General features: G+C 61.7%; 9 protein-coding genes, 1 tRNA gene and 2 pseudogenes. All 12 read right to left on the bottom strand.

The genetic code is table 11. The features are described from left to right. Positions 1-248 (bottom strand): annotated as a pseudogene (locus B0E41_RS18540) (peptidase M48); the annotation flags it as partial. 146 nt (positions 249-394) lie between these two features. After that, positions 395-988: a LemA family protein gene (locus B0E41_RS18535; RefSeq protein ID WP_077333079.1), complete on the bottom strand. Its 594-nt coding sequence runs from the start codon at positions 986-988 to the stop codon at positions 395-397. A gap of 160 nt (positions 989-1,148) precedes the next feature. Next, entirely contained in the window at positions 1,149-5,363 is a 4,215-nt protein-coding gene (gene rpoC, locus B0E41_RS18530) for a DNA-directed RNA polymerase subunit beta' (RefSeq protein WP_077333077.1), read from the bottom strand. Positions 5,364-5,390: 27 nt separating this feature from the next. Further along, a complete protein-coding gene (gene rpoB, locus B0E41_RS18525) occupies positions 5,391-9,515 on the bottom strand; it encodes a DNA-directed RNA polymerase subunit beta (protein WP_077333075.1) in 4,125 nt (1,374 codons plus the stop codon). A gap of 305 nt (positions 9,516-9,820) precedes the next feature. Then, complete coding sequence (gene rplL / locus B0E41_RS18520) at positions 9,821-10,195, bottom strand: 50S ribosomal protein L7/L12 (RefSeq protein WP_077333073.1); 375 nt, start codon at positions 10,193-10,195, stop codon at positions 9,821-9,823. 40 nt (positions 10,196-10,235) lie between these two features. Further along, positions 10,236-10,802: a 50S ribosomal protein L10 gene (gene rplJ / locus B0E41_RS18515; RefSeq protein WP_077333071.1), complete on the bottom strand. Its 567-nt coding sequence runs from the start codon at positions 10,800-10,802 to the stop codon at positions 10,236-10,238. Between the two features lie 262 nt (positions 10,803-11,064). Next, positions 11,065-11,760, bottom strand: a complete 696-nt coding sequence (gene rplA, locus B0E41_RS18510) for a 50S ribosomal protein L1 (RefSeq protein WP_077333069.1) — start codon at positions 11,758-11,760, stop codon at positions 11,065-11,067. Next, on the bottom strand, positions 11,761-12,192 hold the full coding sequence (gene rplK / locus B0E41_RS18505) for a 50S ribosomal protein L11 (RefSeq protein WP_077333067.1): 432 nt from the start codon (positions 12,190-12,192) through the stop codon (positions 11,761-11,763). Positions 12,193-12,320: 128 nt separating this feature from the next. Beyond that, a complete protein-coding gene (gene nusG / locus B0E41_RS18500; RefSeq protein ID WP_077333061.1) occupies positions 12,321-12,896 on the bottom strand; it encodes a transcription termination/antitermination protein NusG in 576 nt (191 codons plus the stop codon). After that, positions 12,896-13,279: a preprotein translocase subunit SecE gene (gene secE / locus B0E41_RS18495; RefSeq protein WP_077333059.1), complete on the bottom strand. Its 384-nt coding sequence runs from the start codon at positions 13,277-13,279 to the stop codon at positions 12,896-12,898. The genes nusG and secE overlap by 1 nt, the downstream gene beginning before the upstream one ends. Before the next feature lie 158 nt (positions 13,280-13,437). Beyond that, positions 13,438-13,513 (bottom strand) — tRNA-Trp (locus B0E41_RS18490). Between the two features lie 71 nt (positions 13,514-13,584). Then, a pseudogene (gene tuf / locus B0E41_RS18485) lies at positions 13,585-13,796 on the bottom strand (elongation factor Tu); the annotation flags it as partial.

Below are 13,796 nucleotides of genomic sequence, written 5' to 3'. Positions count from 1 at the left end.
CCCCCGGAAAGTCGCGAGGTTTCCACCCACCAGCCGCCCAGCACAAACAGCAGCGTGACCGCGGTGTTGACCTCAAAAAAGTGGCGGGGAAACATGGCGCCTGGCACCCAGAAACTCCAGGTCAGGCCCCAGGCCAGAGCGAGCGCCGCATTGACCGCCACCAGCAACAGAAGCACCGTGAGGCCAAACGCCAGCAGCAGCTTGAGCGTCTGCCCGCGCGCCTCGCGTTGGGACTCAAAGATCAGCACGGCGGTTCACACACGAGACAACGGCGACAGGCTCACCCGGAGTGCGTGCCCCGCCCAGCGCACGCCGGAGATCCGGCTCCGCCGGTCCAAGGGCGTGGTCCCCCTGGGGGGAAGCCGCGAAGCGGCGCAGGGGGGAGGGATCTGCATCAGAAAACAACCTTCACCGCCGCACGTTCGGCTTCGTTCTGGGTGGACTGCAGCATCGGCTGCGGCTGAAAGTTGAACAGCCGCGCCACGATCAGCGCTGGGAACTGGGCCGCCGCGTCGTTGAATTCGAGCACGTGGTCGTTGTAGGCCTGGCGCGCGAAACCGATGCGATTTTCGGTGCTGGAGAGTTCCTCGCTCAGCTCACGCATGGTCTGGTCGGCCTTCAGGTCGGGATAGGCCTCGGCCACCGCAAACAACCTGCCCAAGGCGCCACCGAGCACCTGCTCGGCACCGGCCAGCGCGCCGATGGCGCCGGCGTTCAACGGGCTCGCCGCCGCCGACTGCTCGGCACTGCGTGCCTGGTTGCGGGCCGCGATCACGGCCTCCAGGGTCTGCGCTTCATGGGCCAGGTACTTGCGTGCGACCTCGACCAGGTTGGGAATCAGGTCGTACCGGCGCTTGAGCTGCACATCGATCTGGCCAAAGGCATTGGCGATCGCATTTTTGAGGCGGGTCAACCGGTTGAACGCCCCCACGGCCCAAAACACCAGCACCAAAACCACCGCGAGCAGGATCCACGAGACAGCCGACATATTGAGATCTCCGTTGGGATTGACGCCAGCCAGCACCCGGCGAGCGCTGGGCAATATACCGCAGCCCCTCTGCGGCATGCCACACGCGCGCCGACCGCCCCCAGAAAAAAAGCCCCCGACCTGACGGCCGGGGGCTTTTGGAGGGACGGGCGGTGAGGCTTTACTCGGCCGCGTCGCTCGTGCTGGACGCATCGGCTTGGTCGGCCGCGAGCGAGACGGCGTCGGCTTCGGCGATGGCACGGCGTTCTTCGTCGTCCATCTTTTCCTTGACCTTGCGCGCTTCGTGGTAGGCCATGCCGGTACCGGCCGGGATCAGGCGACCCACGATCACGTTTTCCTTCAAGCCACGCAGCTCGTCGCGCTTGCCCATGATGGCCGCTTCGGTCAACACGCGGGTGGTTTCCTGGAAGGAAGCCGCCGAGATGAAGGAGTCGGTGGACAACGAGGCCTTGGTGATGCCCAGCAACACGTTGGTGTAAGTCGGCGCGATCTTGCCTTCAGCGTGCAATGCATCGATGGTGTTCAGGATCTCCGAGCGCTCGACCTGTTCGCCAGCGATGTACGACGAATCGCCCACGCTGTCGACAATCACGCGACGCAGCATCTGGCGAACGATCACCTCAATGTGCTTGTCGTTGATCTTCACACCCTGCAGGCGGTAAACGTCCTGCACCTCGTCCACGATGTAGCGCGACAGCTCTTCGATGCCCAGCAGGCGCAGGATGTCCTGCGGGTCGGCCGGGCCGTCCACCACGCTCTCGCCCTTGTTGACCACCTGGCCTTCGTGCACCAGGATGTTCTTTTCCTTGGGGATGAGCTCGTCCCAGATCTTGCCTTCAGGATCGGTGATCTGCAGGCGGACCTTGCCCTTGGTTTCCTTGCCAAACGACACGGTGCCGGTCATCTCGGCCAGCATGCCCTTGTCCTTCGGGCTGCGGGCTTCGAACAGCTCAGCCACCCGCGGCAGACCGCCGGTGATGTCGCGCGTCTTCTGGCCTTCGACCGGGATGCGGGCGAGCACGTGGCCCGGGCCGACGTCCTGACCGTCGCGCACTTCCAGCAGCGCGCCGATCTGGAAGCCCACCGTCACCGAGTGGTCGGTGCCAGGGATCTTCACTTCGTTGCCCTGGGCATCGAGCAGCTTGACCAGCGGACGAACCACCTTGGCCGAACCGCGGTGCTTCGGATCGATCACCACCAGCGAGGACAGACCGGTCACGTCGTTGACCTGCTTGGCCACCGTCAGACCTTCTTCCACGTTCTCGAACTTCACCTGACCGGCGAATTCCGTGATGATGGGTCGGGTCAGCGGGTCCCAGTTGGCGAGGATGGCGCCGGCCTTGATGACCTGGTCCGCCTTGACCGCCAGGATGGCGCCGTAAGGCACCTTGTGGCGCTCGCGCTCACGGCTGTGTTCGTCGTGAATGATGATTTCGCCGGAACGCGCGATCACCACCAACTCGCCCTTGCTGTTGGTCACATAACGCATCGTGGCGTTGAAGCCGATCGAACCGCTGGACTTGGCTTCCACGCTGGAGGCCACGGCCGCACGCGACGCCGCACCACCGATGTGGAAGGTGCGCATGGTCAGCTGCGTGCCGGGTTCGCCGATGGACTGGGCAGCGATCACACCGACGGCTTCGCCGATGTTGACCAGACCACCACGACCCAGGTCGCGTCCGTAGCACTTGGCGCAGATGCCGAAGCGGGTTTCACAGGTCAGCGCCGTGCGCACCTTGACTTCGTCCACGCCGATGACTTCCAGCTCGTCGAGCATGTCTTCGTCCAGCAGCGTGCCGGCCGGCAGCAAGGTCGCGCGGGTCTCGGGATGCACCACCTCTTCGGCGACGGTACGGCCCAGGATACGGTCGCGCAGCGACTCGATCACTTCACCGCCTTCGACGATGGCGCGCATCACCGTGCCGTTGCTCGTGCCGCAATCCTGGCTGTTGACCACCAGATCCTGCGTCACGTCGACCAGACGGCGGGTCAGGTAACCCGAGTTGGCCGTCTTCAGCGCCGTGTCGGCCAGACCTTTTCGGGCGCCGTGGGTGGAGATGAAGTACTGCAACACGTTCAGACCTTCACGGAAGTTCGCCGTGATGGGGGTCTCGATGATGGAGCCGTCGGGCTTGGCCATCAGGCCGCGCATGCCGGCCAGCTGGCGGATCTGCGCGGCGGAACCGCGCGCACCCGAGTCGGCCATCATGTAGATGGAGTTGAACGACTCCTGGTCCACTTCCTTGCCGTGGCGGTCGATGGTCTTCTGTTTGGCCAGCTGAGCCATCATGACCTTGGAGATCTCGTCGCCGGCCTTGCCCCAGATGTCCACAACCTTGTTGTAGCGCTCGCCGGCGGTCACCAGACCCGAGGCGTACTGCTGGGCGATTTCTTTCACTTCCTTCTCGGCGCGATCGATGATGGCCGGCTTCTCCTTGGGCACCAACATGTCGTCCACGCAGATGGAGATACCAGCGCGCGTGGCCAGGCGGAAACCGTTCTGCAGCAGCTTGTCGGCGAACACCACCGTCTCTTTCAGACCGCACTTGCGGAAAGAGACGTTGATCAGCTTGGAGATCTCCTTCTTCTTCAGCGCCTTGTTCAGCGCTTCAAACGGAAGGCCCTTGGGCAGGATTTCCGACAGCAGGGCACGACCCACCGTCGTCTCCACCAGCGAGGTGCTGGTCACGAATTCGCCGGTTTCCTTGTTCTTGGTCGATTCGGTCAGGCGCACGCTGATCTTGGCAGTGATTTCCACCACGCCGTTGTCCAGCGCGCGCTGCAGCTCCAGCAAGTCGGCAAAGATCATGCCTTCGCCCTTGCCGTTGATGCGCTCGCGGGTCGCGTAGTACAGACCCAGCACCACGTCTTGCGACGGCACGATGGAGGGCTCGCCGTTGGCCGGGAACAGGATGTTGTTCGAGGCCAGCATCAGCGTGCGGGCTTCGATCTGGGCTTCCACCGACAGCGGCACGTGAACGGCCATCTGGTCACCGTCGAAGTCGGCGTTGAAGGCCGCGCAAACGAGGGGGTGCAGCTGGATCGCCTTGCCTTCGATCAGGATGGGCTCAAACGCCTGGATGCCCAGGCGGTGCAGCGTGGGTGCGCGGTTCAGCATCACCGGATGCTCTTTGATCACCTCTTCCAAGATGTCCCAGACCACCGGCGTGCCGCTCTCAACTTCCTTCTTCGCGGCCTTGATGGTGGTCGCGATGCCGCGCTGCTCCAGCTGGGCGAAGATAAACGGCTTGAACAGCTCCAGGGCCATCAACTTGGGCAGGCCGCACTGGTGCAGCTTGAGCGTTGGGCCGACCACGATGACCGAACGGCCCGAGTAGTCGACGCGCTTGCCCAGCAAGTTCTGGCGGAAGCGACCGCTCTTGCCCTTGATCATGTCGGCCAGCGACTTCAGGGCGCGCTTGTTGGCGCCCGTCATGGCCTTGCCACGGCGGCCGTTGTCCAACAGCGAGTCCACGGCTTCCTGCAGCATGCGCTTTTCGTTGCGCGCGATGATCTCGGGCGCCTTGAGTTCGAGCAGGCGGCGCAGGCGGCTGTTGCGGTTGATGACGCGACGGTACAGGTCGTTCAGGTCGGAGGTCGCGAAGCGGCCGCCGTCCAGGGGCACCAGCGGACGCAGGTCCGGCGGCAGCACGGGCAGCACGTCCAGCACCATCCACTCGGGCTTGATGCCCGACTTCTTGAAGGCTTCCAACACCTTCAGGCGTTTGGCGTTCTTCTTGATCTTGAGTTCGGAGCCAGTCAGGTCGTTGCGCAGCTTCTCGATCTCGATGTCGAGGTCGATGGCCTGCAGCAGTTCCTTGATGCCTTCGGCGCCCATCTTGGCGATGAACTCATCGCCGTATTCCTTGCGCTTGGCGTCGTAGTCGTCCTCGGACATGATCGCGAATTTCTTCAGCGGGGTCATGCCCGGATCGACGATCACATAGGCTTCGAAGTACAGCACGCGCTCGATGTCGCGCAGCGTCATGTCCAGGATCAGGCCCAGGCGCGACGGCAGCGACTTCAGGAACCAGATGTGGGCGCAGGGCGCGGCCAGATCAATGTGGCCCATGCGCTCGCGGCGCACCTTGGTCTGCGTGACTTCAACGCCGCACTTCTCGCAGATCACACCGCGGTGCTTCAGGCGCTTGTACTTGCCGCACAGGCATTCGTAGTCCTTGATGGGACCAAAAATCTTGGCGCAAAACAGGCCGTCGCGTTCGGGCTTGAACGTGCGGTAGTTGATGGTCTCGGGCTTCTTGACTTCGCCGAAAGACCACGAGCGGATTTTTTCCGGCGAAGCCAGACCGATGCGGATGGCATCGAAATGCTCGTCGGGCGTGAACTGCTTGAACAGGTCGAGTAATGATTTCATGGGTTCAATCCTTGTCTTGCCGGCGAATTAGGAGCGTTCGAGTTCGATGTCGATACCGAGCGAGCGAATTTCCTTGACCAGCACGTTGAACGACTCGGGCATGCCCGCTTCGATCGAGTGCTCGCCCTTGACGATGCTTTCGTACACCTTGGTGCGGCCCTGCACGTCGTCGGACTTGACGGTGAGCATTTCCTGCAGGATGTACGAAGCGCCGTAGGCTTCCAGCGCCCACACCTCCATCTCGCCGAAACGCTGGCCACCGAACTGCGCCTTGCCGCCCAGCGGCTGCTGAGTGACCAGGGAGTACGGGCCGGTCGAACGGGCGTGCATCTTGTCGTCCACCAAGTGGTGCAGCTTCAGGTAGTGCATGTAGCCCACCGTGGTCCTTCGCTCGAAAGCGTCACCCGTGCGGCCGTCGTACAGCTGCGCCTGGGTGCGGGTTTCGGTCAGGCCCTTGGCCTTGGCGACGTCTTCCGGGTAGGCCAGCTGGAGCATGTCCATGATTTCCTTTTCGGAAGCGCCATCGAACACCGGAGAGGCAAACGGCACACCGCGGGTCAGTTCCTGCGCCATGTCGCGCAACTCGGCGTCGCTCATCAACGCCAGGTCTTCCTTGCGACCGGTGGTGTTGTAGATCTGCTCCAGGAAACCACGCACTTCGCTGGTCGCGGCTTCGCGCTGCAGCATGTCGCCGATGCGCTGGCCCAGGCCCTTGCCGGCCCAGCCCAAGTGGACTTCGAGCACCTGACCGATGTTCATGCGCGAAGGCACGCCCAGCGGGTTCAGCACGATGTCGACCGGCGTACCGTCGGCGAGGTGGGGCATGTCTTCCACCGGGGTGATCTTGGAGACCACGCCCTTGTTGCCGTGGCGGCCGGCCATCTTGTCACCGGGCTGCAGGCGGCGCTTGACGGCCAGGTAGACCTTGACCATCTTGAGCACGCCCGCGGGCAGTTCGTCACCCTGCGTGAGCTTCTTGCGCTTCTCTTCGAACGCGAGGTCGAAGCTGTGGCGCGTCTGCTCCATGGAGTTCTTGATCGACTCCAGCTGGGCAGCGACTTCGTCGTCGGCTGGGCGGATGTCAAACCAGTGGTACTTCTCGACATCGTCCAGGTAGGCTTTGTCGATCTTGGTGCCCTTGGACAGCTTCTTCGGACCACCGTTGGCCAGCTTGCCGATCAGCAGCTTCTCGATCCGGTCGAAGGCGTCGGCTTCCACGATGCGCAGCTGGTCGTTCAGGTCCAGGCGGAACCGCTTCAGTTCGTCGTCGATGATCTGTTGGGCGCGCTTGTCGCGCGTGATGCCTTCGCGGGTGAAGACCTGCACGTCGATCACGGTGCCTTGCGAACCCTGGTCCACGCGCAGCGAGGTGTCTTTCACGTCGGACGCCTTCTCGCCGAAGATCGCGCGCAGCAGCTTCTCTTCCGGCGTCAGCGTGGTCTCGCCCTTGGGCGTGACCTTGCCGACCAGCACGTCGCCGGGCAGCACTTCGGCGCCGACGTAGATGATGCCGGAGTCGTCCAGGCGGTTGAGCTGCTGCTCGGCCAGGTTGGGAATGTCGCGGGTGATTTCTTCCGCACCCAGCTTGGTGTCGCGCGCCATGACCACGAGTTCCTCGATGTGGATCGAGGTGTAGCGGTCTTCGGCGACCACGCGCTCGGAGATCAGGATCGAGTCTTCGAAGTTGTAGCCGTTCCATGGCATGAAGGCGATCAGCATGTTCTGGCCGATCGAGATTTCACCCAGGTCGGTCGAAGCGCCGTCGGCGATCACGTCGCCCTTGGCCAGCAGGTCGCCCTTTTTAACGATGGGACGCTGGTGGATGTTGGTGTTCTGGTTGGAACGCTGGTACTTGATCAGGTTGTAGATGTCCACACCGACTTCACCGGCCATCGCTTCGGCATCGTTCACGCGGATCACGATGCGGGTCGCGTCCACGTAGTCGACCACGCCACCGCGCTTGGACGTCACGACGGTGCCGGAGTCGATCGCGGCGACGCGCTCGATGCCGGTACCGACCATGGGCTTCTCAGGGCGCAGCACAGGCACGGCCTGGCGCGACATGTTGGCGCCCATCAACGCGCGGTTGGCGTCGTCGTGCTCCAGGAAGGGCACCAGTGAAGCGGCCACCGACACGATCTGCGCGGGCGACACATCCATGTACTGGATGGTTTCGGCAGGCGTCAGGATCGACTCGCCTTTTTCACGGGCAGAGATCAGGTCACCGGTCAGCAGGCCATCCTTGTCCAGCGTTGCGTTCGCCTGGGCGATGACGTACTTGCCTTCTTCGATGGCCGACAGATAGTCGATCTGGTTGGTGACCTTGGCATCCACCACACGGCGGTATGGGGTTTCGATGAACCCGTATTCGTTCAGGCGCGCGTACAGGGCCAGCGAGTTGATCAGGCCGATGTTCGGACCTTCAGGCGTCTCGATAGGACACACACGACCGTAATGGGTCACGTGCACGTCGCGCACCTCGAAGCCGGCACGTTCGCGGGTCAAACCACCCGGGCCAAGGGCCGACACCCGGCGCTTGTGGGTGATCTCGGCCAGCGGGTTGGTCTGGTCCATGAACTGCGACAGCTGCGACGCACCGAAGAACTCTTTCAGAGCCGCAGAAATCGGCTTGGAGTTGATCAGGTCGTGCGGCATCAGCGGCTCTTGCTCGGCCTGGCCCAGACGCTCCTTGACGGCCTTTTCGATGCGCGCCAGACCGGTGCGGTACTGGTTCTCAGCGAGTTCACCGACGCAACGAACGCGGCGGTTGCCCAGGTGATCGATGTCATCGACTTCACCGCGGCCGTTGCGCAAGTCCACGAGGATCTTGACCACGGCCAAGATGTCTTCGTTGGACAGCACCATCGGGCCGGTGGATTCGTCACGACCCACGCGGGCGTTGAACTTCATGCGACCCACGCGCGACAGGTCGTACGTGTCCGGGTTGTAGAACAGGCGGTGGAACAGAGCCTGCACAGCGTCTTCGGTCGGCGGCTCGCCGGGACGCATCATGCGGTAGATGGCCACGCGCGCGGCGAACTCGTCGGCGGTTTCGTCGGCACGCAGGGTCTGGCTGATGTAGGCGCCCTGGTCGAGTTCGTTGGTGTAGAGGCACTGCAGATCCTGAACGCCCGAGGTGCGCAGTTTCTTCAGCAGCACTTCGGTCAACTCGTCGTTGGCCTTGGCGATGATCTCGCCGGTGTCGGCGTCGACGATGTTGCGGGCCACCACGCGGCCGATCATGAAGTCTTCGGGCACGCTGATGTGCGTGGTGCCCGACTGCTCCATTTCACGGGTGTGGCGCACCGTGATGCGCTTGTCCTTGGCGACCACGACCTTGCCGGCTTTGTCAGTGATGTCGAAGCGGGCCACTTCACCACGCAGGCGCTCGGGCACGAAGGCCATCTGAGCGCCACTGTCCATCACGCGGAAATGGTCGTTGACGAAGAAGTTGGCGAGGATGGTTTCCGGCGTCAGGCCGATGGCCTTGAGCAAGATCGTGACCGGCATCTTGCGGCGGCGGTCAACACGGAAGAACAGCACGTCCTTCGGGTCGAATTCGAAGTCGAGCCACGAACCACGGTAGGGAATGATGCGGGCCGAAAACAGCAGCTTGCCCGAGCTGTGCGTCTTGCCCTTGTCGTGCTCAAAGAACACGCCCGGCGAGCGGTGCAGCTGAGACACGATCACGCGCTCGGTGCCGTTGATGATGAAGGAGCCCTTGTCGGTCATCAGGGGCACTTCGCCCATGTAGACCTCCTGCTCTTTCACTTCCTTGATCACCTTGGACTGTGCGGTCGAGGACTCGCGGTCGTAAATGATCAGCTGCACGCGAGCGCGCACTGCAGAGGCAAAGGTCAGGCCACGGGTCTGGCATTCCCGCACGTCGAACGCCGGCTTGGCCAGGTTGTACTCGACGAACTTCATCTCGACAAAACCGTTGTGCGAGACGATGGGGAAGGCGGCTTCGAACGCGGCCTGCAGGCCTTCGTTGGTGCGCTTCTTGGGCGCGTTGTCGGCTTGCAGGAACGCGGTGTAGGCGTCCTTCTGCATCTGAAGGAGGTAGGGAATCGCGAGCACGTTTTCGCGGCTGCCAAAACTCTTGCGGATGCGCTTGCGTTCGGTGTATGAATATTTCGATGCGGATGCCATGAGATCTCCGGACTTGAGGTCTGCGGCGACTGATCGGTCATCCCGTCGCGTCAAACGGCGGGTGACATGCTTGGCGGCTGGCCTCTACCAACCATTGGCGGACGGCCTGTGCATTGCACACAGGCCCGAACCAAGTCGTCTTCTGCAGTCGGGGTCAGAAGACAGTCAAAAGTGGGCTTAATTTGATTTTCTGCCGACCATTTGGGAGGCGGGAGAACCAGCTTCAAGCCGATTTTTGGCTGCGCTCTGAAAGCACCAAAGGCTGGAGGCCCTTTCGAGCACTCCAGCCCCTGAACGGAACCGAATTACTTCAGTTCAGCCTTGGCGCCGGCATCCACCAGCTTCTTCACAGCGGCTTCGGCGTCGGCCTTGGCGATCGCTTCTTTCACGTTCTTCGGTGCGCCGTCGACCAGGTCCTTGGCTTCTTTCAAGCCCAGGCCGGTGATTTCGCGCACGGCTTTGATGACGGAGACTTTGTTGGCGCCGGCTTCGAGCAGCACGACGTTGAATTCGGTCTTCTCTTCAGCGACGGCAGCAGCACCGCCACCACCAGCTGCGGGTGCGGCCATGGCGGCTGCGCTCACGCCAAACTTCTCTTCGATGGCTTTCACCAGGTCGTTGAGTTCCATGACCGTCATGCTGTCCAGCGAGGTCAGAAATGCGTCTTTATCGAATGCCATTTTGATTTCCTAACAATTGGTTAAACAAACGCGCCACGCATCAAGCGGCGGCGGCGTCTTCTGCCGGTGCGGCGGGTTCAGCTGCAGGTTCTGCAGCCGCTTCTGCCGGTGCGGCAGCGCCTTCGCCTTTTTTCGCCGACAACGCGCCCAGCACAACGGCCGTGCGCGAAATGGGCGACATCAGCAAGCCACACAGCTGAGCCAACAGCACTTCTTTCGAAGGGATGCTGGCGAGCTGCTTCACGCCCTCGACGTCCAGGACTTTTCCACCGTAAACGCCTGCGCGAATGACCAATTTGTCATTGGTTTTCGCGAACTCGGCCACCACTTTCGCGGCGGCCACGGCGTCGACGGAGAAGCCATAGATCAGCGGACCGGTCATCTGGTCACCGGCCACTTCAAAACTGCTGCCAGCCACAGCTCGGCGAGCCAAGGTGTTCTTCAGAACACTCAGCGTGACACCGTTGCTGCGGGCATTGACGCGCAGTTTGTCCATGGCAGCGACCGTGATGCCGCGGTATTCCGCCATCACGAGCGTTTGAGCTTTTGCGGCGAGGCTGGTCACTTCGGAAATGACCGCTTCTTTCTCACTGCGATTCAGACTCAAGGTCTACTCCTTCAATGTGCCTTTGGTCAGGGACCTCCGGCACGCTTCATTGCAGCGACCAACTGTTTCGGGAATCAGATTCCATCTGCAGCGGGATCGCCATCTGCGTTGGCTTTTCACAATTAAGTCAGAGCGCGCCCTTTCGGGTTGGTTCCAACACCAACGGTCTTGGATGGCCTCATGCCGCGACATTGCTGCCCGGCACAAGCCCACCACACCCGGGCGTCCCTCCACTTCTGCGGGAACGCCCGAATTCTTGCGATTACGCCGAGATGGTCTGGGTGTCCACGCGGACGCCCACGCCCATCGTCGACGACACCGCCACCTTGCGCAGGTACACACCTTTGCTGGTCGCAGGCTTGGACTTGTTCAGCGCGTCGATCAACGCAGCCAGGTTGCCCTGGAGCTTGTCGGTATCAAACGAGCGGCGACCGATGGTGCCGTGGATGATGCCGGCCTTGTCGACACGGTACTGCACCTGACCGGCCTTGGCGTTGCGCACCGCCTGGGCCACGTCGGGCGTGACGGTACCGACCTTGGGGTTGGGCATCAGGCCACGGGGACCCAGCACCTGACCCAGGGTACCCACAATGCGCATGGCATCGGGGGAGGCAATCACGACGTCAAAGTCCATCTTGCCGGCCTTGATTTCGGCGGCCAGGTCGTCCATGCCGACGATGTCGGCACCGGCTGCCTTGGCTTCTTCGGCCTTGGCACCTTGGGCGAACACGGCCACGCGCTTGGTCTTGCCGGTGCCGTTGGGCATCACGACGGCGCCACGCACCACCTGGTCGGATTTCTTGGCGTCCACGCCGAGCTGGATCGCCACGTCGATGGATTCATCGAACTTGGCATTGGCGCATTCTTTGATGATGGCCAGCGCGTCGACCAGCGGGTACAGCTTGTTGCTGTCGACCTTGCCTTCGAAGGCTTTCTGTTTTTTGGTCAGCTTGGACATTTACACGCCCTCCACAATCACGCCCATCGAGCGGGCCGAACCGGCGATGGTGCGCACAGCGGCGTCCACATCGGCGGCGGTCATGTCTTTCATCTTGGTCTTCACGATCTCTTCGAGCTGAGCGCGCGTGATCTTGCCGACCTTTTGCTTGTTGGGCACCGGAGAACCCTTGTCGAGCTTGATGGCCTTCTTGATCATGTAGGTCGCCGGGGGCGTGCCCATCTTGAAGGTGAAGCTCTTGTCCGCAAACGCGGTGATGGTCACCGGGATCGGCATGCCAGGCTCAAGACCTTGGGTCTGGGCGTTGAACGCCTTGCAGAACTCCATGATGTTGAGGCCACGCTGACCCAAGGCCGGGCCGATGGGTGGGGAGGGGTTGGCCTTACCAGCTGGCACTTGCAGCTTGATGAAGCCGACGATTTTTTTCGCCATTTTTTAGCTCCTGCGAGTGCAGACGGTTGCCATCAAGACAACCTCCTCGCGTTGGGGGACCCGGAAAAATCAAATGGCGCAGGCGTCGGGCCGACCCGCCTGCACCACGAAAACTCACACGACAAATGTCAGGTCTTTTCGACCTGGCTGAATTCAAGCTCAACGGGTGTAGCTCGACCAAAAATGGTCACCGACACGCGCATCTTGTTCTTCTCGTAATTGACTTCTTCGACCGTGCCGTTGAAGTCGGTGAACGGACCTTCTTTGACCCGCACGTACTCGCCCACGATGAACTCCACCTTGTGGCGGGGCTTGTCGGTGCCTTCCTGCATCTGGTTGACGATCTTCTGAACGTCTTCTTCGGAAATCGGGGCCGGGCGGTTCTTCGCGCCACCCACAAAACCCGTCACCTTGTTGGTGTGCTTCACCAAGTGCCAGGTCTCGTCGTCCATGACCATTTCCACCAGCACATAACCAGGGAAGAACTTGCGTTCAGTGGTGCGCTTTTGGCCGTTCTTGACCTCCACCACCTCTTCGGTGGGCACCAGGATGCGACCGAACTTGCTTTGCATGCCTTCGCGATTGATGCGCTCGACAATGTTGCGCTCGGCAGCCTTCTCCATGCCGGAGTAGGCATGCACCACATACCAGCGCATGCCCTCGGCTGCGACACCATCGGTCACTGGGCTCTGTTGATCACTCATCATTTTCTCCAACCCAGAATCACGTCGTAAAACAGCCACTCAACCGTTTTATCGGTCAACCAGAGGAACAGCGCCATCACAAACACAAAGGCAAACACATAGGCTGTCATCTGCATGGCCTCCTTGCGAGCCGGCCAAACCACTTTTTTGGTCTCCCGCCAAGCGTCACGGCCAAAGGCCACCAGCTGCTTGCCCGACTCGGACACACCAAACACCACCACCGCAGCCGCAACCCCCACGATCAGCGCCGCCCACTGGGCCAACGCCCCTTTTCCCGACAACAGGTAAAAGGCCACAAAGGCACCCAGCAGCAGTGCGACAGCTCCCGCCAGCTTGGCCTTGTCGGCGCTGGTGTTGACGGTTTGAACTTCGGAAGTGGCCATGAGGATCCAGATGATTCTTGACAAAAAAGCGTGAAAAGAGCCGAGAGGCTCCAGACACGCAAGCCCACCAGAGGTCTCAACGACTTCGGCGGGCTTGTAAACACCACGAAACAGAGCGGATTCAGGTCAGGAGGAAATCCTGTTGCTTGCCTGTTCGGTGGCAGGGGCAGTAGGAATCGAACCTACAACCTTCGGTTTTGGAGACCGACGCTCTGCCAATTGAGCTATACCCCTACTGGCTATTCATCTCTTGGTCCCAGCGGCTCACCGTCGCGAACCCGCAGAGCACAAGGGCTTCTCAATCTTTACGCAATGATCTTGGCAACGACACCGGCGCCGACGGTACGACCACCTTCGCGAATGGCGAAGCGCAGACCTTCTTCCATGGCAATGGGGTTGATCAGCTTGACCGTGATCGACACGTTGTCACCCGGCATCACCATCTCTTTGCCTTCAGGCAGCTCGATGGCACCCGTCACGTCCGTCGTGCGGAAGTAGAACTGGGGGCGGTAGTTGT

The organism is Hydrogenophaga sp. A37 (genome assembly GCF_002001205.1).
Lineage (GTDB): Bacteria > Pseudomonadota > Gammaproteobacteria > Burkholderiales > Burkholderiaceae_C > Hydrogenophaga.
The sequence above is the reverse complement of the archived record's forward strand: the minus strand, read 5'-3'. Positions and strand labels throughout refer to the sequence as shown.

Excerpts from the sequence above, each read along its gene's own strand:
- B0E41_RS18535 (WP_077333079.1), bottom strand. The coding sequence starts at position 988 with ATGTCGGCTGTCTCGTGGATCCTGCTCGCGGTGGTTTTGGTGCTGGTG.
- rpoC (WP_077333077.1), bottom strand. The coding sequence starts at position 5,363 with ATGAAATCATTACTCGACCTGTTCAAGCAGTTCACGCCCGACGAGCAT.
- rpoB (WP_077333075.1), bottom strand. The coding sequence starts at position 9,515 with ATGGCATCCGCATCGAAATATTCATACACCGAACGCAAGCGCATCCGC.
- rplL (WP_077333073.1), bottom strand. The coding sequence starts at position 10,195 with ATGGCATTCGATAAAGACGCATTTCTGACCTCGCTGGACAGCATGACG.
- rplA (WP_077333069.1), bottom strand. The coding sequence starts at position 11,760 with ATGTCCAAGCTGACCAAAAAACAGAAAGCCTTCGAAGGCAAGGTCGAC.
- rplK (WP_077333067.1), bottom strand. The coding sequence starts at position 12,192 with ATGGCGAAAAAAATCGTCGGCTTCATCAAGCTGCAAGTGCCAGCTGGT.
- nusG (WP_077333061.1), bottom strand. The coding sequence starts at position 12,896 with ATGAGTGATCAACAGAGCCCAGTGACCGATGGTGTCGCAGCCGAGGGC.
- secE (WP_077333059.1), bottom strand. The coding sequence starts at position 13,279 with ATGGCCACTTCCGAAGTTCAAACCGTCAACACCAGCGCCGACAAGGCC.